The sequence below is a fragment of the Fictibacillus nanhaiensis genome, from assembly GCF_049537595.1.
Taxonomy (GTDB): domain Bacteria; phylum Bacillota; class Bacilli; order Bacillales; family Fictibacillaceae; genus Fictibacillus; species Fictibacillus nanhaiensis_F.
Genome location: NZ_JBMULM010000002.1, coordinates 720909 through 744228 on the forward strand (window position 1 = coordinate 720909; position 23320 = coordinate 744228).

Here is a 23320-nt window from a genome sequence, read left to right on the forward strand (position 1 = left end):
GAGGTGATATATTTTGTGTGGGCGATACATGCTCTATTATGAAAAAGATGTGATCATTGATGCATTTAACTTAGTAAATGAATTTGATTATGACCAACGCTTCAACATTGCTCCTAGTCAGAAAGTTCTCTCTGTGATAAAAGCTAGCACAGGAAATAGAGCTGGATATATGAAATGGGGACTTGTTCCAAGTTGGGCGAAAGATCCGAAAATAGGAAGTAAATTAATGAATGCCAGAAGTGAGACCGTTTCTGAAAAGCCTAGTTTTAAAGACTCTTTTCTTCAAAAAAGATGCTTGATTCCTGCGAGCGGCTTCTACGAATGGATTTTAGAGGACGGTAGCGCTAAAAAGCAGCCTTTGCAATTTACATTAAAAGACAAAAAGCCGTTTGCATTTGCAGGCATTTGGTCAAGGTGGAAAGGGGATATCAACGGTCAGCCAGAAGAAAGAATAACCTGTTCTATTCTTACAAAAGCGTCCAACTCTTCTATGGGAAAATATCATCATCGTATGCCAGTAATGCTAGAGCCAGATGTTGGAGAAAGATGGCTGGACAGTTCAGCAGGAAAGGACAAGCTTCTATTAATACTACAAGAAAACAACCCTGAATTATTTGCTGAGCAAGTTACGCTAGATTTAAACGTTCACAGAACAAACTGACAGTTTCTTTTGATCAAAATTTGATCAGGTGAAAGTGTCTTTTCTTTTGCTGAAAATCATACCAGAGTCCTATAATGTAAATTTTTTGTAAGTCTTTCTAACTGTTTTAATATAAAACTAACAATTGAATCGACAGAATTGTGTTATATTTTTCATGGATTTACATGTTTTACATACTACTAGTGAGGCAGGTGGAACGATATGTTCATGAAAATGACGAAAAGGCTTACAAATATAAGTATCATGCTAGTAATGGTGCTTAGCATGGTTTTGCCACTGCAACAAACAGCTTTTGCTGCTGACGTTCTAACGGTAAGCGAAGCAATGATTAAGCAAGATAAATCAATACAGAAAGTTGAAGGGTATATCGTAGGAACTGTAAAAGGAGGCAGTGGGTCTTCTATCTCATTCACACATGAAGGACCTTTTACAGCGAATACAAACTTAGCTCTTGCTGATTCGCCAAGTGAAACAGATAAAACGAAAATCCTGACTGTTCAGTTGCCTGGTAACGATGCTAGAAAAGCCTTGAACCTTGTTGAGCATCCTGAAAACTTAGGGAAGAAAGTTCAACTTAAAGGATCGCTTGAGGCCTATTTTAGTGTGCCAGGACTCAAAAATGTATATGAATTTCAATTTGTTGATGGTACTCCATCTGAACCACAAGTGGAAGAAGTGAAATCATCTGTCGAGGGCCAAGTTGTCTTTAAAGGGACTTCTGTCGAACTATCCACTGAAACAGCGGACGCTGCCATTTATTACACGTTAGACGGACAAGATCCGACTACAGATAGCACGCGTTACACATCTCCTATAATAGTAAATGAAGATGTGACGATTAAAGCCGTTGCTGTTAAAGAAGGTTTAAAGAATAGTAACATCTCGGCGTTTAAATACCAATTTGCACTATCTGGACTTCGTATTCATGATGTTCAAGGAGCAGGACATCAATCTCCTGTTGCGAACAAAGCGGTAGAAGGCGTAGAAGGTATTGTAACAAAAGTGGTGGATAACAATAATTTTTATATGCAAGACGTAAAGCCGGATCAAGACTACAGAACATCTGAAGGTATCTTGGTCTATCAAAAAGATCACAAACAAGCTAAAGGGAATCTAGTTTCTGTAGATGGATTAGTAAAAGAGTGGGTACTTGAAGGGTATTCAGATAAATTAAAAACAGATCTAGCTGTAACAGAGATTAATGCAAGTCGCATCACAAAACTGCAAGAAGGACAAAAACTTCCAGAATCAACGGTTATCGGCTTGTTTGGGCTTCAACAGCCTACAAAAGTGATCGACAATGATAACTTTGGAGTGTTTGATCCAAAAGAAGACGGCATTGATTTTTATGAAAGTCTAGAAGGAATGCTTGTAGAAGTTAAAAATCCTGGTGTTCTTGCACCTCAAAAATATGGAGAGCTTGTTGTAGTACCTGATTTTTGGAAGCAAAAAGACTTTAATTCATCAGGTGGCCTGAATATTACAGAGTTTGATTACAATCCTGAACGAATATTTATTGATATTAACGATGAATCGTTTGTGGCAAAAACAGGAGATTTCTTCTTAGGCTCTATTACAGGTGTTGTGAGTTACGGGTTTGGAAACTACAAAGTGTTAGCTGATCGTGAGGAACTTCCAACATTTGTTGAAGGAAAAACAAAACCGGAAGTTACAAAAATTCACGAAAAACATAAAGAGTTAACGATTGCGAGTTTTAACGTCGAGAACTTCTCCGCACTAGAAGAAGGACGTGACAGTACGAGCGATGAAAAAGTATCACGTATCGCAGAATCAATCGTTCGTAACTTAAATGCACCTGATATCGTAGGACTTGTTGAGATGCAAGATGGAAACGGCCCGACGAATGATGGAACAACAGATGCCAAAGCAAGTGCTGACCGATTAATTGCTGAGATTACAGCGCAAGGCGGTCCACACTATGTGTATACAGATATAGCTCCAGTTGATGGACAAGATGGTGGGATTCCTGGTGGTAACATTCGTGTAGGATTCATCTATAATCCTGAACGTGTTTCCCTTGCAAAAGGCACAAAAGGAACAGCAACAGAAGCTGTAGGTTACAAAGATGGAAAACTTACTGTAAACCCTGGACGAATCAATCCAACAAACCCAGCATTCCAAAACAGTCGTAAGCCTGTCGCAGCACAGTTCATGTTTAAAGGTGAAAGCGTAATTGTGGTTGCCAACCATTTTAACTCAAAAGGTGGAGATCAACCGCTGTTCGGGAAAAATCAGCCTCCTTTCCTAGGAAGTGAAGCGCAACGTTTAGAGATCGCGGGAATTGTGAATGGGTTTGTTAAAGATGTAAAGAGTGAAGATAAGGATGCAAAGGTAGTCTTGCTAGGAGATTTCAATGATTTCGAGTTTACGAAGACTTTGAAGAAAGTCAAAGGCAATGAGTTGACAAACATGATTGAAGAAGTTCCATTTAAAGAGCGATACACGTATTCTTATCAAGGAAACGCTCAAGTTCTTGATCACATTTTAGTAACGAATAATATGGCGAAGAAAACAAAAGTGGACATCGTTCATATCAATTCACAGTTTATGGAGGAACACGGTCGAGCAAGTGATCATGATCCTGTATTGATTCAAGTGAAACTGGATAAAGTTAGATGAATAAATAAAAGTCATCCGCATAATAGTGGATGACTTTTTCTTAAGAGATTCTAGATTAGCGACGGTATCCGCCACCTAGTTGTTGTTCTGCCATTTGAACAAGACGTTTAGTGATTTCACCACCAACAGATCCATTCGCACGGGATGTTGTGTCTGGTCCTAGTTGAACACCAAACTCAGAAGCGATTTCATACTTCATTTGATCCAAAGCTGCTTGTGCTCCAGCTACTACTAATTCGTTAGAGTTATTGTTACGTGCCATATGTATCACCTCCTTGTACTACTAGTTTGTATATATTTTACAAATTTATGCACATATGGAAAAAGTTTTTTTTAGGGTAATGAATGGAATAGGTATTCGCATATTTTTGCCTTAACCGACACCAAAATCCTTAAACTTCGTATGATACATCATCCCCCTATTTTTATTTTCTAGATAAGCACTGAGCGGTTTCTATCGCTCAGTGCTTTCTGTTGTTAGGACTTTTGCTGAAACTAGACTAGTTTTTGAATTCTAGCTGATTCCTACATAGCAAACTAATTTTGTAGACATTAGAATAAAGAAAATGTATTTGATTTTAACTGATTCGTTCTATAATGAATGAAGGATGCACGTTTATAAGGAATTGATAAAGCATGGAGTAAAACGGTGAATCTTTTTAAAGAACATTGTAATTGGGAAGTGGGTGTATGATGGAGAATCAAAATGAAACTTTCCGGTGGAAAGGTATAGGACTTGCATTAGCAGGAGCTTCACTATGGGGCTTCTCAGGAAATGCAGCAGAATGGATCTTTTCACATTCAGCAATGACTGCCACATGGTTAGTATCTGTCCGCATGGTGATGGCTGGAGCGTTGCTGTTATTTCTTATTTCTTTTCATCACAACATATTTGAAGTGTGGAGAAATAAAAAAGATAGATTGGATATGATCGTATTTTCTTTAACGGGCATGCTTGGAGCACAGCTCACGTTCTTTTTGAGTATAGAAGCGGGAAATGCTCCAACAGCAACATTGCTTCAATTTTTAGGCCCGGTCTTTATTACGGTTTACTTTGCGTTAAAATTTTTGAAATGGCCAAAACGAAAAGAATGGATCGCAGTTCTAATGGCTCTATCAGGAACATTTTTGTTATTAACGAACGGGAGTTTACAAGAGATAACCGTTTCTGAAAAAGCTGTTTTTTGGGGAGTTCTGTCAGGAATATCTGTTGCGGTGTATACTGTTTATCCTGTAAGGCTGCTGAAGCAATATCCTTCTGTTGTGATCGTAGGTTGGGCTATGTTGCTTGGTGGCTCTGCTGTTTCCATTTTTACTCAGCCGTGGCAAGCAAATGAGATCGATTGGTCTTTCTCATTAGTTGGGATGCTATCATTTGTAGTGATTTTTGGTACCTTATTGCCATTTTATCTTTACTTAGACTCTTTAAAGTATATCAGCTCTACAGAAACGAGTTTACTTGGAAGCGCTGAACCTTTAGTGGCGACACTAGTATCGGTCATTTGGCTTGGTACGGCGTTTGGAAGTTACCAAACAGCTGGTGGCATGCTCATTATTTTGACAGTATTCTTATTATCAATGCCTGAAAAAGGATTGATTCAAGTAAATCAATCCGTAAGGAAGTAACACAAACGCATGATTTGACATTTATACAGAATCGTACCACTATTGTAGGGAGAAACATTTCAACAGGAGACGATGCATATGAATGACAAAATAGTATTTTTTGATATAGATGGAACGCTAGTAAATGATGAGAAAATAATTCCTGACAGCACGAAAGAGAGTATACTTCAGTTGAAAAAGAACGGCGTACATGTAGCAATCGCTACTGGACGTGGCCCGTTCATGTTTGAACCGATTCGTGAGGAATTAGAGGTTGATTCGTTTGTGAGTTTTAACGGATCTTATGTTGTTTTTAAAGATGAAGTGATTCACAAGACGCCGTTATCTAGAGAAGCGATTCTTAAAATTGAAGAAGAAGCAGAAAAGGCAGGTCACCCTCTTGTCTATCTTGATCATGAAAGAGCAACAAGTAATGCTGATAATCATGAGATCATTAAGAACTGTACGTTTAATCTCATGCCGAGTTATCCCGTTTTCCACCCAGGATTCTATAAGGAAAATGAAGTTTATCAAGTTTTATTATTCTGCCAGGAACAGCACGAACATGTTTATCGAGATGGATACAAAGGCACGTTCGATTTTATACGCTGGCATGAAGATGCATTAGACATTTTGCCGACGGGTGGCTCAAAAGCAAAAGGAATTCAGGCATTCATGAACGAGATGAACATGAAGCCCGAAAACGTATACGCCTTTGGTGATGCGTTAAATGATATCGAGATGCTTACAGCAGCAGGAACAGGAATCGCTATGGGCAATGGTTTAAAAGAAGCAAAAGACGCCGCTGACTTTGTAACAAAATCAGTTGATGAAGATGGCATCTATCATGGACTGAAGCATTTTGGATTGATTTAATAAGTAACACTCTAGTGATCACAGCTAGGGTGTTTTTTTGTTCTTAAAACACAGTATAAAGGGTCAAGGATGCCTCTTAAATGACGATATAACACGTACAGCTAGTAAAGATAATTTTAATAGGAGTTGAAACGTGTGAGATTGAACGTTAAGGTGATGTCCTTCTTTTTGATCGTTGTCCTTTTAATCGCGGGCTTTCCACTTAGTACTGCCTCGGCAGCAACCAAGACCGCTACAGTGAACGCAACAAGCTTAAATGTACGCACTGAACCTTCCTCATCATCTAAACAGATTGGGTCATTAAAAAAGGGATCAATCGTTACTGTATTCAAGATCGAAAAAGGTTGGGCTAACATATCTTTTAATGATAGAAACGCTTGGGTTAGTTCAGTATACATAGTAACGAATGGTACAACGAGTTCCTCTACACCGTCGCAAAAGGAAACCAAAACGAAGAAAACTGCAAAAGTAACAGCAACTTCCCTAAACGTCCGAAATGGTGCAGGAACACAGTACAGATCAGTAGGTTCTCTCAAGAATGGGAGCATCGTTACAATCGTTAAAGAAGAAGGTAATTGGTCTTCAATAACATATGAATCTATTAAGGGATGGGTAAGCAGTGCTTATCTTTTGAACCAAACAGCTACAACTCCGACAAATCCTAAGCCTTCTGCAACTAAACCTGTAAATAGCGGAAAGTGGGGAAGAGTTACAGCAACGTATTTGAACTTTCGATCTGCTGGAAATTTATCTTCACCGATCATTGGTTCACTGAAATTTAATACCGGTGTACAAATTTTGTCAGAGTCAGGAAGTTGGGTTTACATTCAAACTTCGGATGGAAAAAAGGGTTGGGTATCTAGTCAATACATATCCATACAAACAGGAGGGTCTTCAGTTGTAACAAATCCTAAGCCTGCAACGAAACCTCCTGTTGCTCCACCTTCTTCAATAGCCAAAAAAGTTGTCATCATGTCAGATGGCGTAAATGTTAGGCAAGGTCCTTCTACCGCCTATTTAATAGTAGGTCATGCAAATCAAGGGGATGAATTCGCATATCTTCAATCGAAGAACGACTGGGTACAAATTAAGCTGCCAAACGGTAAAGGGGCTTGGGTAGCTGGATGGCTCGTTGCGTTACAACAGTCACCTTCTCCTAACAGTCCTTCAACTTCTAAACCAACATTAGGGGGATTAAAGGGAAAAAGAATCGTAGTGGATCCAGGGCATGGCGGAAATGATCCAGGTGCTTCTGGTAGATCATCGGGTACACAAGAAGCGGCAATGACGTTGATGAGTGCGAGATTATTAGCCACACAGCTTAGTAATGCAGGTGCAAAAGTAATCTTAACTCGAAGTGATAATACGTACATCTCTCTTAATAAACGAGTGGAGATCAGTCATTATCACTTTGCTGATGCGTTCGTAAGTTTGCATTATAATTCAGCTTCCGATAAAAGTGCTTCAGGACTCTTAACCTTTTACTACGGACAGAAGGATTTGAAATTGGCAAACTCCGTAAACACGGGATTGATTCAAGCTGATACAGGGTTAAAAGGTGGTAATGTAAGGTATGGAAACTTTCACGTTCTGCGTGAGAACAAGCAACCAGCGGTTCTAGTAGAGCTTGGCTTTTTATCCAATCCGTTCGATGAGGTGACGATAAAGAGTAATTCCTTTCAAACAAAAGCTGCAACTGGTATTACAGCAGGCTTGGCTCAATATTTTCAATAAACAATAGCAGCGGCATCTCTAGGGAAGAAATTCTGAGAGATGCTGCTTTTTTAAAATACTAGGAAATCAATGAAAAGATAGTCAAGACATAACAATGAAATTCACGAAGCTTTTTTCTATCTTTTTAATCACTTTACTGGATTTAAGACGCCGTTTATTCATATAATTAAAAACATAAATAATAAATGTAGTTAACAATAGGTGGTGCCAAATTTGGAGAACTCTGGACTTATTCTTGAAGGTGGCGGAATGCGCGGTGTTTATACGGCAGGGGTACTCGATGTTTTTATGGAGAATGACCTTTATTTTCCGTATGTGATCGGTGCATCTGCTGGTGCTTGTAATGCTGTATCATACCTATCACGGCAGCATGGAAGAAATCGAACGGTGAATCTAGAATATAGCTCTCATCCTGAATATATTTCATATAAGAATTGGTTGTTTAAGAAGAAGGGTTTGTTCGGTATGGACTTTATATTTGATGAACTTCCGAACCGATTAGTTCCCTTCGATTATGTTGCATTTAAACAATCGAAAGAACGATTTGTAGTCGTTGTAACAGACGTTAGAACCGGCCACCCCGTTTATTTAAATAAAGAAGATTACGAAGAGATGGAGATCTCAAATGTTCTACGTGCATCATCTTCCATTCCTTTTATCGCACCAGTAGTCGAGCTTGCAGGAGGTCAGATGATGGATGGCGGGATTGCAGATCCTATACCTGTTCATAAAGCTTTGAAAGATGGCGTCCAAAAAGGAGTTGTTGTCCTAACTCAAAACGCGGGGTATCGCAAGAAAAAGCCTAAAATGACGTGGGTAACGAAAAGATTCTATCCTGAATACACAGGTCTCGACGAAAGTTTACGCGGACGCTACATCAAGTATAACGAGACGCTTGAATTTATAGAGAAAGAAGAGAAAAGCGGAAATTTATTCGTACTTCGTCCTATGGAGAAGATGATAGTAAAAAGAATAGAACGCGACCCTAAACGACTCGGAGTTTTATACGAACAAGGAAGAGTAGATGCCCTGAACCAACTAGATAACTTAAGAAATTGGCTCGCTGAATAAAAATTCTTTCAAAAAAGGAAGCTTGCGATAGAAGTCACGTAACAGACCTCTATCGCAAGCTTTTTTCATTTAGTATATCTTTTGAATCACTTGTTCAATATCCGGTTCTTTCATCTGAATATCGACCGGTTCGCCCCATTGTGTGACTTTTTGAAGTAATAGAGGTGAAGAGAGAAGAGAACGATCATAATCTATAATTAACTTTTCGTCTTCCCACGTCATCCTTTCAATTCCTTCTAATTGAATGTCAGCCGTGTTTGGTTTTAAACGATACTGAATCTCCATAACGCTTGGCAATCCAATATTCTTACGTAAATCTGCGAGCGTTCCATCTAAGACAATTTGTCCGTGATTGATCACGATCACTCGGCTGCATAACATTTCGATATCATCCATATCATGTGTGGTTAGCAGGATAGTTTTCTTTTCGTTTTGGTTCAGTTCCTTTAAGAAGGCTCGTATACTCGTTTTTGCATTCACATCTAATCCGATCGTAGGTTCATCTAAGAAAAGGATGTCAGGATCATGAATCATGGCTGCAGCCAGATCTCCGCGCATCCGTTGTCCTAGAGAAAGTTTTCGAACAGGGGTGTCCATAAACCTTCCGATCTGAAGCATATCATCATAAAGCTTTAAAAACTGGCGATATTTTTCGTCAGGTACTTTATACATTTCTTTTAAAATATCAAAAGAATCACGTAACGGAAGATCCCACCATAGTTGTGTACGTTGTCCGAATACAATGCCGATTTTTTTTGCAACTTCTTTTCTTTTTTTCTGCGGGCTTAATCCGCCCACTTTGATTTCACCGCTAGTTGGATGAAGAATGCCTGATAACATTTTAATCGTAGTGGATTTTCCAGCTCCGTTCGGGCCGATATAACCAACGAACTCACCCTCTTCAACAGAAAAAGAAATATCATCCACAGCTCTTACCACATGATGCTTTGTAGAAAGAAGGGAAGCGAACGAACCGATAAAGCCTTTCTTTGTTTCATAGATCTTAAAGTGTTTATTTAATTGCTGAGCTTGAATCATATTTAGCCCTCCTCAACTTCCTGTACTATGGTAATGGCGGATTCCAAACTTCCAAAATCGTAACGCTATAAAAAGAAAAACGATTGAAACGAGTGGTGGTAATGCTAGGTTCCAAAGGTCACCACCTTTATTTAATAGAAACAGAACAGGTGTATAATTCATAAATCCTACGGGGATGACTGTGAAAAAAATTATTTTTAGCCACCCCGGATAGATGTTCATCGGATAGTTGGCTGCATTAAAAGGAGCATAAAGTGTAAAGGTTTGAAAATCTTTGATCCTCTGTGTCCAAAAGGCAATGGTAGCTGTGATCAACCCTAGCGAAAAACAAATAAGTACGCCAGAAATAATCGTGACCGGTAAATAAATTAACAAAAGAAATAATTCAACGTTATTAAGTTTTAAACCGATAATAGAAATAACAAGGATTAAGATGCCTTGTATCGTTCCTCCTATTCGGGATAGGTCTAAGTTCTTTGTTAAAAGTAATGATAACGGAGAGACAGGTCGGATGAGAAGACTATCGAATTCACCTTCGACCATGTATCGTTCAAATTTATGTACCTCTACACAAAATACTCTGTACAGAGTAATAGCAACAGATGAGATTCCATAGAGCAAGCCAACTTCATAAAGATTCCAGCCCTTTACATCGTCAAAACGCTGCAGAATGGCTGCGAGCAGAACAAAGTCCACTGCCATGATTAAGCCGTATGATAAGGAGGATACAAGAAAGTTCATCTTATACTGCATACGCGATCGTAAACTTCCTGATAATAGTTTCAGATAAAGGTTCATGACTTATCCTCCTTGAATTTCTAACTTATGGCGCGCCTTCTCGGTTAGCCATAGATTGAAACTTGTTAACACCACGACCCAAACCAGCTGGATAAGAATGACTTCACTTGAAACTTTCTCAAGAAATATCATGACAGGATAATAGATGGCTCCGGCAAAAGGTAAATAGGGTGTGATAGAAGACAGAGGAGCTGGAAGTAGATCAATAGGTACGAGTTGCCCACCTAGTCCCACCAATAATGTGAAATTCACAAAATGTGCCCAGTTGATCTCCGTTGTCCAACAAGCACTTATTCCCACTAGGTAGTGAAGGTTTATTGAGATGATCATGGCAAACAGAATAGATATACATAAGAAAAAGTAAGACGGTATATGTTGAGGTATATAAAAGCCTACTGTAAAGAAAAAAACCAGTCCGATAGGAAGAGAGCGAAAGAACAAATTATACAATAATCGTCCAGCTTCTTGAGAGGTAACATAGAGAAAAAAGTTTGTTGGTCTAGCTAGTTCTAAAGAAATTGCACCGTTTCGTACTCCGTTTTGAATGTTAAGTCCTGCCGTTAAGAATCCGGATAACCAGAGGATACATTGAACAGCTGCTATGTAGTAGGTCATATCTAAGACACTATAGGGACTTTCATTCTCTTTTCCTTGCAGTACACCGACCCAAATAGCGATGAAAACAAATCCGAAGATTGCGCTTGCTGCATTGTTGATCAGATGTGCCACCTTGTATTGCATGTTACGCAAAAAGCTCTTTTGTAAAAGAATCCAATAAACCATAAGTCCCCCTTTATGAAGTTTTCATTTTTTAGCGCAGAATTATAAAATAGCAAATTTTACAAAAGTTTGCAATTCTTTTTTTGGAGGTTATTTATATGTCATGCTCACAGTGTCGGCCAACAGGAGATTTTCCGGAAAGTGGTTTTTTTCATATCCGTACCGATCATCCTGTTCTAGTGCAAAGTTTAATAAAATTATTTAACGAGAACGGATTGGAAGTTATTCTTACTGGTAATGTTGCATCAGCAAGATACATCAATCTTATTGAATTAAAAGAATTTATGAAGAAATCACTTGAAACATTTAACAAACTTGCTGTGGAATCGTATTATTGTTCAGTCACTTCTTCAATGGAAGAAATGAGTGCTTTCACACCTTGGCTCTCTTTTCAACACTTTAACGAAAGAGTGACGCATATCGATTTGTATGACATTATTCAACAACAGCTCTTCACAACGCATTCTCAGCCTATCGTTTCGTTGCAATCTGAAGAAATTTATGGATATGAGTTTTTACTTCGTCCATCAACGGAGAAATTTGAATTTAAACCCTATGAACTTTTTCAGTTTGCTGAACGAGCAGGTCTTCAGGCGCTGTTGGATGGAAATGCCAGGATGACTTCTATTCGAAACAGCGCAGGGACTGTTTCACCAGGGGTGAAGCGATTCATTAATTTCCTTCCATCATCGATCTATGACCCAACTCATTGTCTAGCTACAACATTTAAAGCAGCAGCAGAGGCAGGAGTAGATCCTAATGATCTCGTCTTTGAAGTGGTGGAGACAGAAGAAATCGCAGACATCAATCATTTGAAAAGCATCCTTCAAGCATACCAAGAGCGAGGAATGAAAGTAGCATTAGATGACTTGGGTGCTGGCCATTCAACACTTTCTGTATTAAAAGAGCTGAAACCAGATTATGTAAAGATTGACCGTAAAATCATTTCTTTCTGTGATGAAGACGCAACTAAAGAAAATATGATACAAAAAATCGTTGATGTTGCAAAAGAAATAGGTGCTGTCGTACTTGCAGAAGGAATTGAGAGAAAAGAAGAAGCAGACATCGCTCTAAAATGCGGAGTAGAGCTTGCTCAAGGCTACTATTTTGGCCGTCCTGTTCCAACCAAATCATTAGCTGCAGCTGTTCAATAAATCTACGAAAACCTTATCAAAAAAAGATAAGGTTTTTTTTAACGAATGACTTGGAATAGTGGTCAACTTCTAGTAATCTATAGATAGATGTTTTGTAATATAATTGTAAAATTAACGGGAATATTTCCAAAAGGAGCGGAATGATGGTAACGAAAGCGGATCCGGAAAAAAAGAGGAAAAAATCGCAAGTACCCTTTCGTTTAAATGTCTTGTTTTTGGTCGTCTTTTTTCTTTTCTCAGTCCTTATTTTAAGGCTAGGTGTTCTCCAGATCGTTAATGGAGAGGAAAAACGACTAGAGTCTGAAGCAGTTGAAGAAGTTATCGCAAGGAAAGAAGCGCCACGAGGAAAGCTGTTAGACAGCAACTTCCGTGAGGTCGTAGGGAATGAACCTTTCTTTTCTTTAACATATACGAAAACAGTAGATACAAAAGCAAAAGACACGATGCGGATTGCAGAATGGCTAGCTGATCGCCTTGGGGTTACAGAAGATCAGATCAAAAAGATCACAGAACGCGATAAAAAGGACTATTTCATCGCGAAACAAGATGTGACAGAAATGATTGACGAGCGTCTTAGCAAGAAGGAAAAGAAATTAAGTGACAAAGATCAATACATCGCACTCGTCAATAAGATTACAGAAGAAGAAATTAATAGTCTAACTGATAAAGATATTAAAATTTTGGCTTACAAACGCGCAATGGATACAGGTTATGCCTATTCAGCACAACGAATCAAAACCAACTTGAACAACGAGGAAGTTTCCGTGATCTCTGAGAATCTTGGTGACCTTCCAGGGGTAGATATTATGGCAGATTCGAAAAGAATCTATCCGTACGGTGGTTCTACCATTTTTGGACAAGTTAAACAGATTCCAAAATCAAAAACAGATTACTTTATGAGCATGGGATATGATCGAAGTGATCAAGTGGGAATCAGTGGTCTTGAAGATCAATACGAAAATGTTCTAAGAGGAACTAAAGAAAAATCCGTATACCTGACAAATCCAAAAACAGGAGCAACGATCGGAGAACCTAAAACGATACCAGGACAACGTGGAAAAGACATCGTTTTAACTTTGGACATGGAGCTACAATACCATTTAGAAAAGATTCTTGAGGAAGAAATATTACGAGCTAAGCCACTAGGAGGAAATGATCTTCTAGACTCAGCTTACATCGTTATGATGAACCCTAAGACTGGTGAAATAAAAGGAATCGCAGGGAAGAAATACGAAGATGGAGAATTTCGTAATGATTCCTATGGAGCCTTATTTGATGCCTATGAAATGGGTTCAACCGTTAAAGGAGCAACTGTTTTAACGGGTCTGCAACAGGGACTAGTTCATATGGGAGAAGTTATTGAAGATAAACCTTTCACAAAAGATGGAATGAATAAATCTTCTTGGAAAACAATGGGCCCAATAACAGACTTACAGGCTTTAATGATGTCTTCCAACGTCTATATGTTTAACATCATGGACCGTATGATTGGCCCAGAACATTGGACACAGACGTATGCTAAAGCTCGTTATTCCTTTAATCAATACGGTTTAGGTGTAAAAACAGGAATTGACTTTCCGAACGAAGCTGTTGGATATGAAGGAAAACCCCCTGAGGGAGAATCAGCTACTCTCTATGACTTAGGTATCGGACAGTTTGATACATATACAACAATGCAACTTGTTCAATATGTATCTACCATTGCGAACGATGGATATCGTGTTAAGCCCCATCTCGTTCGTGAGATTAGAGAACCAGCCACAGATGAAGAAAGTCATGGTAAACTCTTAAAACGCTTTGAGCCAGAGATTTTAAACAAGATTGATGTTGAACAAAAATACATTGAACGCGTTCAAGATGGATTCTGGCAAGTTATGCATGGATCTAGGGGAACTGCTAAAGGCTATTTTGATGACCCGACAAAATACCATAATCCAGCAGGGAAAACAGGGACTGCTCAACGTATTATCAGACACCCACGTACAGGGAACATTGTGGAAAAGCATAATCTTACGCTTGTAGGTTACGCACCATTTGAGAATCCTGAGATTGCTTTCGCCGTAGTGGTTCCAGAAGGTACACCACAGAACGGTAACCAAAAGATTAATAAATACATCGGCCAACGTGCATTAGAAGCGTATTGGAACTTAAAAGAAGAATACGGTGAGAATGCAGCAGCAGTAACCGGTAATTTAGAAAAAGACAGCGAAGAGGACTCAGCAGAATGATGCTGAGTTCTTTCTTTTCCTAAAAGATTATTGCTTTTTACTCATTTTATTTACTTCTATGACAGTTGATTGGAGCGTATGTTGCGAGACTCCTGCGGGACAGGCTGGCAGGTGAGACACTTAAAAGTGAAACGCTCGAATGTGGCTCACCGCCTGCCCCGCGGAAAGCGAAGCAACTGGAGCGGAAATCAACTACTTACGGGACGCAACAATGATACGAAAACAGACTTTTTTTAAAACGTATGTACAAAAAGAAAAAAACCGGCCTAAGCCGGCTTTCTCCCTTCACACTATTCATTATTAGCAGAAGCAAGCTGCCCCAACAATAATCAATAGAATAAATAACACTACTACCAATGCGAAAGAATTGCCATAAGAATAACCCATCGATTTTTCCTCCTTTAATTCTTGCAATTGTTAATTCCATATATCCTATGCCTGTTTTCATAATTGAAGTGGGCAGGGGCCCAGATTCCATTAAAATAGGCTTTAAATGTATGTTTGACCATGAAAGTGTCAACGATTTGTAAAGACTGGATACTTGTGAAGAACATATATTCTTTGTTTTAATGAAAGTAGAAAGAAAATACGTGACAGGGAGTCAGCTTAATGAAAAAGATACTTATACCGTTCTTATTATTATTTACGATCGTATTCCAACTGCCTTTATCAGCATCTGCTCATTCTGAACTTGAAACTTCTTCTCCAGCCGAAGGAGAGAAAGTAACAACAGATCTTGAAGCAGTGGTGTTAACCTTTTCTACGAAGATTGAATCATTAAGTACGATGACGTTAAAAAATGGAGACAAAGAGATTCCTCTTCAGATCAGCATAGAAGATGATCAAATGACTGGCGCGATTACCAATCCACTCGAAAATGGAAACTACACGGTAGCTTATAAGATCATTGGTGCCGATAGTCATGTGATCGAAGGGAACTATTCGTTTTCTGTTGATCGTCCTACACAAGAAGAAGCACCTGAACAAGGAACTTCAGATGAAGGTACACAAGAAAAAGAAGACGATGGTGAAAAAGCATTGAACGACCAAGAAAAAAACGACAAACCTAATAACCCCACTTATTTTGCTCCGTTAACGATTGGTTTGGTAATTGTGATCGCTATCGTGTCCTTCTTCGCGTTCAGAAGAAAGCGTTAAAGGAAAAGCCTCGAATATATCGGGGCTTTTTTTCGTACTATAGGAAAGGTAATAAAGTGAACTATTTATTTTGTTTTTAGTAAAGATTATGAGCAAATAGATAGTTTTTTCTAACTATTCTGTTATATGATGTATATTGTCTTTTCATTTTTAGAAGGGGGAAGGTGATGGGATTGGATACATTTAAAAGATTAAAAGATTTTTATTGGCCATATAAAAAATACTTTTACTGGTCGATCTTGACATTGATTCTAGTGTCTGGAATCACTGTCGTTTATCCGATGGTCTTACAATATACCATCGATGAAGTCATAATTAAGGGAGAATATTCAACAGTACCATATGTTGCGATAGGATTTATTTTGTTGATGATAATAAAAGGTGCAGCTACATACACTCATCAGTTTTATGGAGACCTTTTCGGTATTCGGTCTGTTTATGAACTTCGTGAATCCCTATACGAAAAGCTGCAGTTTCTGCCATTTGATTATTATGACAATGCAAAAACTGGAGATTTAATGTCGAGATTAACCGCAGATGTTGAAGGGTTTCGTTTTTTTCTTTCTTTTGGATTCTCACAGCTTATCAATTTTGTATTGATCATTGGTTTCAGTCTCTCCGTCATGTTCTTCTACTCCGTTCCGTTAGCACTCATCACACTGTGTATGATGCCATTCCTCGCAATCGTTGTTTACAAGTTTGATAAAGAAGTTCATCCTGCTTTCCGTGGGATTCGTAAATCTATGGCGAATCTCAATACGAAGGTTCAGGAAAATATTAGCGGAATTAATACGGTTAAATCGCTATCACGAGAAGATTTCGAGATTAATAAGTTCGATACGTCTAATGAAGATTATAAATCTCAATATTTAAACACGTCTCATATATGGGCTAAGTACTTCCCCGTTATGGAATTGATCGGAAATCTATCGGTCGTTTTATTGCTTGCTTATGGTGGTTATCTTGTTATTCAAGGAAACCTGACAGCAGGAGAGCTTGTCGCCTTTTTTAGTCTTGTTTGGTACATCATGGGACCCATCATGAACCTAGGGTTTATCATGAATACTTTCTCTCAATCAAAAGCATCAGGAGAACGTCTGTTGGAAGTGTTAGACGAACCTCTTGAGATGGAAGGAAAAGATCGTGAGCTTGAAACGGTGCGCTTTCGTGGAGAAGTGAAGTTCGAAAATGTCACACATCGATATAAAAATGAGAAAAAAGAAGCGCTCAAAGATATTTCCTTTACAGCAAAACCTGGTCAGACGATTGGATTGATCGGTGCAACGGGTTCTGGAAAAACATCCATCACACAATTGCTTTCCAGGTTTTACAATCCTGAATCAGGAAAGATTGTAATAGACGGTAAACCACTTGAAGACTACTCGTTACGAACGATTCGGAAAAATATTGGTACCGTGCTTCAGGAATCTTTTTTGTTTTCGTCAACGATAAAAGATAACATCTCATACGGAAACCCGTATGCAGAAATGGATGATATTATCGATGCAGCTAAACGGGCTCAAGCTCATGACTTTATCATGGAGCTTCCTGATGGTTATGACACGATATTAGGAGAAAGAGGACTTGGGCTATCTGGTGGTCAAAAGCAAAGGATCTCAATAGCTAGAGCGATTCTTATCGATCCAACGATCTTAATACTTGACGATGCCACCAGTGCTGTTGATATGGAAACAGAATTTAGAATTCAGAAGGCATTAAAAGAAGTGATGAGTGACCGAACGACATTTATTATTGCGCACCGTATCTCATCTTTAAAACATGCTGATGAGATACTTGTTCTCTCGAATGGGAAAGTGATCGAACGTGGTACACATGAAGAACTGATACATGAAGATTCTGGAGCGTACGGCAAAATTTATGATATTCAATATCAAGACAAAGATAAAGTGTTTCAAATGAACGGTCAGGGGGTGTAGGGAAGATGCAGAAGAGTTCACAGACGAAGAAGTCACCAAGGTTTAAATATTCTTCAGAGCAAGTAATCGATAAGCCGTTCAACTGGGGTCAGATTATTCGATTGTTTCAATACATGAAGCCTTATAGCAAGAACTTGTTGCCAAAAGCGATTATCGCCATGATGGTATCGACTGCAGTAAGACTTGTAGTTCCAATTTTTATAGGTGTTCTGACGTTTGATCATGCGATTAAGAACAAAGATACGAACCTTCTCATTACATTAATCGTTGCGATTGCTGGCCTCTATCTCTTATCTTGGGGGGCTAATACTTTACGGATCAAATGGATGAATTATCTCGGACAATATGTGATCTACGACATACGTCAGCATCTGTTCAAGCATATACAGCGTCTGTCACATCGCTTTTTCGATCAGCGATCTGCGGGCTCTATTCTTGTTCGCATCATTAACGACGTAAACTCGTTACAAGATTTGTTTACGAACGGTGTTATCAACGTATTGATGGATATCATCCTCCTGTTTGGTATCATCGTCATTATGTTCATCTACAGCCCAGAGCTAACACTAGCGATCATGGTGATCTTGCCGCTGATGTTCTTCATCTCAACAAGTCTTAGAAAAAAGATCAGGCGCTCGTGGCAAGTGGTACGTATTAAACAAGCTAAACTTAACTCACATCTAAATGAAAGCATTCAAGGGATACGAGTGACTAAATCGTACACGCAGGAAAAAGAAAACATGGACTTCTTTAATGGTGTGAACAATGAAACGTATGATAGCTGGAAAACCGCGACTCAACAGAACGCATTGTTCAGACCGTTTGTTGAAATGTCGAATGCCATTGGAACAGTCATTCTATTGTGGTTTGGTTCTTACTTGATACAAGGTGGAGCACTTGAAATAGGGGTGTTTGTTACGTTTGCTTTTTATCTAGGTATGTTTTGGGAGCCGATCTCTCGACTGGGTCAAGTTTACAATCAGCTTCTAGTAGGGATGGCATCATCTGAAAGGATCTTTGAATTTTTAGATGAAAAACCGAATGTTCACGAAAAAGAAAATGCTTATTCGTTTACAAAAATTAAAGGCGAAATTCAGTTCAAGGATGTTGAATTCTCCTATAATGCTGATCGAAAAGCTTTAAAAGGTATCGATCTAACGATTCAAGGTGGGCAGACTGTCGCACTGGTCGGCCATACCGGGTCAGGTAAGACGACGATCGCGAACTTAGTCAGCCGATTTTATGATCCGACAGCGGGTACGGTACAGATTGACGGAAAAGATTTAAAAGACGTCAATCTAGCGAGTCTTCGTGAAAAAGTGAGTGTCGTTCTTCAAGATACTTTTATCTTTTCAGGAACGATCAAAGAGAATATACGCTTTGGAAGACCTGGTGCTTCCGACGAAGATGTTAAAAGTGCAGCAAAAGCAGTCGGAGCACATGCATTCATTGAGAGACTGTCTAATGGCTATGAAACAGAAGTAGAGGAAAGAGGAAATGTTTTATCGGTCGGTGAAAGACAGCTTCTTTCTTTCGCAAGAGCACTGCTTGCAGATCCGGATATTTTGATTCTTGATGAAGCGACCGCAAGTATCGATACCGAATCTGAACAAAAGATTCAACAAGCCCTAAAGACGCTGTTAAATGGAAGAACAGCGATTATCATAGCACATCGTCTTTCTACGATCAGAGAAGCAGATAATATCGTTGTTCTTGATCACGGTGAGATAATGGAGCAAGGAAGTCATGCGGAGCTTATGCGTGCAGAAGGCATTTATTATCACTTAGTCGTCTCTCAGTTTAAGATGCTTGACGCGATATAAAAAAAAAACGCCTGGGAAATTTTTTTCCTAGGCGTTTTTGCTTATTGTAATGCTTTTGAAAGTGTATCAATGTTTTGGTTCATGATGGATAGATAATCTCGGTCTTTTTTAATGTCGTCTTTTGTTAAAGTCTCTAAGTTATGAAGGGTTAAAGTTTCTGCACCGACTTCTTTTTTAATCATGGCAGCTACTTTATTATTCACGTTCTCTTCAAATAAAATATAGCTAGTCTTTTCTTTTTTTGCGTTTTCAATAATCTTCTCGATCTGATGCTGACTTGGCTCATGTGATGGTGAGAGACCGCTGATCGCAATCTGTTCTAGTCCGTAACGTTCTGCCCAATAGCCATATGCGGCATGAGAAACGATGAACGAGTTCTTTGGTGCGTTTTCAACTTTTGTTTTAAACGAAGAATCTAATTCTTTTAAATCGGCTATGAGTGCTTCATGGTTCTTTTTAAAGTCATCTTTCGCATCAGGGTTTAATTTTACAAGTCCGTTATAAATGTTATCTGCAATCTGCTGTGCGAGAACAGGGTCAAGCCAAATATGAGGATCTAGTGAACCGTGATCGTGATGTTCCTCTTCCTCTTGAGCGTGTTCATCTTCATGAGCATGTTCTTCTTCAGCAGCATGATCTTCACCTTCATGCTCTGCAGATTCGTGGTAGGATATTCCTTTAGCACCGTCAATAATCGGCATTTTTTCTTCTTTTAATGTATCTGCAACAGAAGATGAGAATTCATCAGACTGGAGTTTGTTATAAACGAAAGCATCACCTTCAGTCATTTCAACCATCTTTTTGGTAGAAGGTTCATACGTGTGTGCATCAGCACCAGGAGGTATAATAGAAGATACGTCTACATGTTTGCCTCCAATTCTTTCAGTGAAATATTCTAAAGGATACATGGTCGTGTAGATCTGCAATGTACCGTCTTTTTTACCAGATGTGCTATTATTACCGCATGCTGCTGATAGAATCAGCAATATCGTTATGCTTAGTAAGCTTATTATTCGCATTTATCTTTCTCTCCTTTCAAACAATCCTTACTTATTATAAACGTAATGATTACGATTTGTAAAATGTTATTTGTTACATTTAACGTTTTTTCAGTAGATATGAAATATATCGTCTAAGATGAATCTCTAAAGGGTAGTGATTTATAAAGCAGATAGAAGTCCTTTTTGGTATAATAAAGAAGGTGTTTTTTATCTAAGCGTTTAAATAAGCGTGAATCAGGCTTAAAAAGGAGAGCGCGTACTAAAATGAATATTGCTTTTTATTTGTTGCCTAAAGATGAAGTGAAGTATTTGAACCCAGAAGCAACGATGAGACAGGCACTTGAAAAGTTATCCTACCACAAGTACACCTCTGTGCCTCTTGTCTCAGAAGAAGGCCGTTACATAGGAACGTTAACAGAAGGCGATCTTCTATGGAAACTTAGAGAAGCCTTTGACAAAGGGTATGATGAAGTGTTAAAGACAAAGTTAGTAAATGTACCTCAGCGTATAAACAATATTTCTGTTTCCATCAACTCTAACATGGAAGATCTTATTACTTTGTCTACCGACCAAAATTTTATACCTGTTACAGATGATGACGGCCATTTTATAGGAATTATTAGAAGACGGGACATCATCAAGTATTGTGCAAATTTAATCTGGAATAAAGAAGTTACGAAAGATTAAGGCTGAATGTCTTAATCTTTTTGTACATACAGGAGGATTATTTTAAGTGAAGATACTTGCGGTGGCATTGGGTGGAATCGTAGGGGCATTGCTGCGTTTCTGGTGTGGGCTGATGCTTTTTAACCCGGAGACATCTTTTCCCTTTGCTACTTTTTTTGTTAATATAATCGGCAGTTTCATTCTAGGCTGGTTTGTTATCTATGGTGTAAAAAAAATAAAGAACAACAATCTCATTCTGGCCCTGCAAACAGGTGTGATCGGTTCTTTTACTACATTTTCGACATTTAATACAGAAATTGTGTTATTGATCGACGAACAGCTTTATAGGACCGCATTCTTGTATTTTGCAGCTAGTGCAATTACAGGTGTTCTCGCGATATACTTTGGAATGAAGTTGGGTACGATTACACGCAGTAAAGCAGGTGCAGAACAATGATAGGACAAACGATAGCAGTAGCTGCAGGTGGAGCATTGGGGGCAGTTATTCGTTTCTTAGTTAGTCAAAGGATTAACAGGGATTTTCCATGGGGTACGTTAGCTGTTAACATCGTGGGATCGTTTCTTTTAGGGTGGTACGTGTCAGAAGAGGGAGACGATTTATTGAGTTCACTCTATGCGACTGGGTTCTTGGGAGCTCTAACCACGTTCTCCACCTTGCAATTTGAAGCTGTTACTCTAGTAAAGAACCATGCTAAAAGAGGTCTAACATATTTGTTTCTTACATATATATTAGGATTAGTAGCAGCTTGGACTGGCTTTGTTATTGGAATTAAATGAAAAGATTTTCACATGGCTGTTTCCTAAAAGGTCATTGTATTTTGAGCATCTTGTGCACTTCTTATGCAAGTTGACTGAAGCGGAAGGTTGCCGACTCCTATGGGACGAGCGGTCAGTTCGAAAAGTGAAAGTGGCTCGTTCAGCCCCGACCAGCAAAAGATGAATGGGCTATGAAGGTGCACTTTGCCTTCTTGGACCTTTCATCTTTTGACCTCGAGGGGCTAGCCACTGCAACTAGACAGGTGGAGACTCCTAATGGCGCGTAGCGGCAGGAGGCTCACCGTTCGCCCCATGGAAAGCGAGCAACCGGGAGCGGAAGTCAACTACTTTCATCGATCAGCATCGAATACGTAAAAAGCCAATGAAAAGACTAAAGGAGACATAATGAAAGATTTAGTGATTTCTCTATTAGAATGGATTATGAGTTTAGGACACTTAGGGATCGCGCTTGGTTTAATGGTTGAAGTGATCCCGAGTGAGCTGGTTTTATCTTATGGAGGATATATGGTGTCTCAGGGACACTTGAACTTCACGTTGAGTGTGATTGCCGGTACGATCGGAGGAACACTAGCACAGCTTTTCTTGTATTGGATGGGCTATTACGGTGGCCGTCCGTTTCTTGAGAAATATGGAAAGTATGTACTAATCTCTAAAAAACAGATCGACTTATCGGAGAGATGGTTCAATAAATATGGAACAGGCGTCATCTTTTTTGCACGATTTATCCCGGTTGTAAGACATGCGATCAGCATTCCAGCAGGGATCGCAAAAATGTCATTTGCTAAGTTTACATTGTTTACAACCTTAGCTGTTATTCCGTGGTCGATTTTCTTTATTGAATTGGGTAGCCGTCTTGGCTCCAACTGGGAAGATATTAAAACAATCGCAGCTCCTTACACACGCGGTATTATGATAATAGCAGTAGTTGTCATCTTTTTGTTCATTCTATATAAAGTGAAGAAGAAATAGTAAATACTTATCCATTCGAATCTATCTGTGAAAGCCTGGTATTATGTATCAGGCTTTTTTATATTCTTAGATAAATAATTAAATAGACAAATTCTAACGAGGGATGTACAGAACATATATATGGCTACCGCAAATAAAACGAAAGGAGTTAATGGAGATGGACACATTTATTAAGAGTTATCATGAAACATATGATGCAGCTAAAGTTAATGAGTTGCTACTGCGCATTAAAGCGCACCAAGGGAAAGAAAATATAGCAACGAAAGTCTCTGAAGCGATGGAAATCTGTGGATTCTCACCTGAAGATATCGAGCAAGTGCTGAAACAACTGCGAGGGGGGGACAGTCCCTAGACAATTACACTTTCTCTAATTATGTCCATTA

Annotated in this window: 22 protein-coding genes; 16 read left to right on the top strand and 6 right to left on the bottom strand. The window is 38.9% G+C overall.

The window, feature by feature from the left end:
• The first annotated feature begins 13 nt into the window (after positions 1-13).
• Complete coding sequence (locus ACOZ9X_RS15080) at positions 14-661, top strand: SOS response-associated peptidase (protein WP_423418890.1); 648 nt, start codon at positions 14-16, stop codon at positions 659-661.
• Positions 662-868: 207 nt separating this feature from the next.
• Entirely contained in the window at positions 869-3301 is a 2433-nt protein-coding gene (locus ACOZ9X_RS15085; RefSeq protein WP_423418891.1) for a DUF6359 domain-containing protein, read from the top strand.
• A 55-nt stretch (positions 3302-3356) separates the two neighbouring features.
• Here the strand turns inward: ACOZ9X_RS15085 and ACOZ9X_RS15090 are convergent, their stop codons facing one another.
• Positions 3357-3563 (bottom strand): alpha/beta-type small acid-soluble spore protein, encoded by a 207-nt coding sequence (locus ACOZ9X_RS15090; RefSeq protein WP_066288466.1) that lies wholly within the window; start codon positions 3561-3563, stop codon positions 3357-3359.
• Positions 3564-3991: 428 nt separating this feature from the next.
• Between ACOZ9X_RS15090 and ACOZ9X_RS15095 the strand changes: the two genes are divergently transcribed.
• The 4 genes from ACOZ9X_RS15095 to ACOZ9X_RS15110 all read left to right on the top strand — a co-directional run bounded on the left by ACOZ9X_RS15095 (position 3992) and on the right by ACOZ9X_RS15110 (position 8587).
• Positions 3992-4927, top strand: a complete 936-nt coding sequence (locus tag ACOZ9X_RS15095; RefSeq protein ID WP_423418892.1) for a DMT family transporter — start codon at positions 3992-3994, stop codon at positions 4925-4927.
• Positions 4928-5005: 78 nt separating this feature from the next.
• On the top strand, positions 5006-5782 hold the full coding sequence (locus ACOZ9X_RS15100; protein WP_423418893.1) for a Cof-type HAD-IIB family hydrolase: 777 nt from the start codon (positions 5006-5008) through the stop codon (positions 5780-5782).
• A gap of 135 nt (positions 5783-5917) precedes the next feature.
• A complete protein-coding gene (locus tag ACOZ9X_RS15105) occupies positions 5918-7516 on the top strand; it encodes an SH3 domain-containing protein (protein WP_423418894.1) in 1599 nt (532 codons plus the stop codon).
• A 213-nt stretch (positions 7517-7729) separates the two neighbouring features.
• On the top strand, positions 7730-8587 hold the full coding sequence (locus tag ACOZ9X_RS15110; protein WP_423418895.1) for a patatin-like phospholipase family protein: 858 nt from the start codon (positions 7730-7732) through the stop codon (positions 8585-8587).
• Positions 8588-8656: 69 nt separating this feature from the next.
• Here ACOZ9X_RS15110 and ACOZ9X_RS15115 read toward each other — a convergent pair whose 3' ends face one another.
• From ACOZ9X_RS15115 to ACOZ9X_RS15125, 3 genes are read right to left on the bottom strand one after another with little or no spacing between them, the layout of a single operon-like run.
• Positions 8657-9625, bottom strand: a complete 969-nt coding sequence (locus ACOZ9X_RS15115; protein WP_423418896.1) for an ABC transporter ATP-binding protein — start codon at positions 9623-9625, stop codon at positions 8657-8659.
• Positions 9626-9637: 12 nt separating this feature from the next.
• Positions 9638-10423 carry an ABC transporter permease gene (locus ACOZ9X_RS15120; RefSeq protein WP_423418897.1) on the bottom strand — a complete coding sequence of 262 codons (786 nt, stop codon included), beginning with the start codon at positions 10421-10423 and terminating at the stop codon, positions 9638-9640.
• A 3-nt stretch (positions 10424-10426) separates the two neighbouring features.
• Complete coding sequence (locus tag ACOZ9X_RS15125) at positions 10427-11206, bottom strand: ABC transporter permease (RefSeq protein WP_423418898.1); 780 nt, start codon at positions 11204-11206, stop codon at positions 10427-10429.
• A 95-nt stretch (positions 11207-11301) separates the two neighbouring features.
• Here ACOZ9X_RS15125 and ACOZ9X_RS15130 point away from each other — a divergent pair, with 95 nt between their 5' ends.
• The gene (locus ACOZ9X_RS15130; RefSeq protein ID WP_423418899.1) at positions 11302-12357 is read left to right on the top strand and encodes an EAL domain-containing protein; all 1056 of its coding nucleotides are present in this window, start codon (positions 11302-11304) and stop codon (positions 12355-12357) included.
• A 140-nt stretch (positions 12358-12497) separates the two neighbouring features.
• Positions 12498-14585, top strand: coding sequence for a peptidoglycan D,D-transpeptidase FtsI family protein (locus tag ACOZ9X_RS15135; RefSeq protein ID WP_423418900.1), 2088 nt, complete (start codon positions 12498-12500; stop codon positions 14583-14585).
• Positions 14586-14885: 300 nt separating this feature from the next.
• On the opposite strand, the gene ACOZ9X_RS15140 is transcribed toward ACOZ9X_RS15135, so the two are convergent.
• Entirely contained in the window at positions 14886-14972 is an 87-nt protein-coding gene (locus ACOZ9X_RS15140; RefSeq protein WP_082820548.1) for a YjcZ family sporulation protein, read from the bottom strand.
• 222 nt (positions 14973-15194) lie between these two features.
• Between ACOZ9X_RS15140 and ACOZ9X_RS15145 the strand changes: the two genes are divergently transcribed.
• The 3 genes from ACOZ9X_RS15145 (at position 15195) to ACOZ9X_RS15155 (ending at position 19503) form a co-directional block, all read left to right on the top strand.
• Complete coding sequence (locus ACOZ9X_RS15145) at positions 15195-15743, top strand: copper resistance CopC family protein (protein ID WP_423418901.1); 549 nt, start codon at positions 15195-15197, stop codon at positions 15741-15743.
• Positions 15744-15916: 173 nt separating this feature from the next.
• A complete protein-coding gene (locus ACOZ9X_RS15150) occupies positions 15917-17680 on the top strand; it encodes an ABC transporter ATP-binding protein (RefSeq protein ID WP_423418965.1) in 1764 nt (587 codons plus the stop codon).
• Positions 17681-17685: 5 nt separating this feature from the next.
• Complete coding sequence (locus ACOZ9X_RS15155) at positions 17686-19503, top strand: ABC transporter ATP-binding protein (RefSeq protein WP_423418902.1); 1818 nt, start codon at positions 17686-17688, stop codon at positions 19501-19503.
• 41 nt (positions 19504-19544) lie between these two features.
• On the opposite strand, the gene ACOZ9X_RS15160 is transcribed toward ACOZ9X_RS15155, so the two are convergent.
• Positions 19545-20522 (bottom strand): metal ABC transporter solute-binding protein, Zn/Mn family, encoded by a 978-nt coding sequence (locus ACOZ9X_RS15160; RefSeq protein WP_423418903.1) that lies wholly within the window; start codon positions 20520-20522, stop codon positions 19545-19547.
• Between the two features lie 246 nt (positions 20523-20768).
• Here ACOZ9X_RS15160 and ACOZ9X_RS15165 point away from each other — a divergent pair, with 246 nt between their 5' ends.
• The 5 genes from ACOZ9X_RS15165 to ACOZ9X_RS15185 all read left to right on the top strand — a co-directional run bounded on the left by ACOZ9X_RS15165 (position 20769) and on the right by ACOZ9X_RS15185 (position 23289).
• Positions 20769-21191, top strand: a complete 423-nt coding sequence (locus ACOZ9X_RS15165; RefSeq protein WP_066392775.1) for a CBS domain-containing protein — start codon at positions 20769-20771, stop codon at positions 21189-21191.
• A gap of 46 nt (positions 21192-21237) precedes the next feature.
• Positions 21238-21627, top strand: coding sequence for a fluoride efflux transporter CrcB (gene crcB / locus ACOZ9X_RS15170; RefSeq protein ID WP_423418904.1), 390 nt, complete (start codon positions 21238-21240; stop codon positions 21625-21627).
• Entirely contained in the window at positions 21624-21968 is a 345-nt protein-coding gene (locus ACOZ9X_RS15175; RefSeq protein WP_423418905.1) for a fluoride efflux transporter FluC, read from the top strand. Before crcB ends, ACOZ9X_RS15175 begins: the two co-directional genes overlap by 4 nt.
• Positions 21969-22352: 384 nt before the next feature.
• Positions 22353-22937 (top strand): DedA family protein, encoded by a 585-nt coding sequence (locus ACOZ9X_RS15180; protein WP_066392783.1) that lies wholly within the window; start codon positions 22353-22355, stop codon positions 22935-22937.
• A gap of 157 nt (positions 22938-23094) precedes the next feature.
• Entirely contained in the window at positions 23095-23289 is a 195-nt protein-coding gene (locus ACOZ9X_RS15185; RefSeq protein WP_423418906.1) for a hypothetical protein, read from the top strand.
• Positions 23290-23320 lie beyond the last annotated feature (31 nt).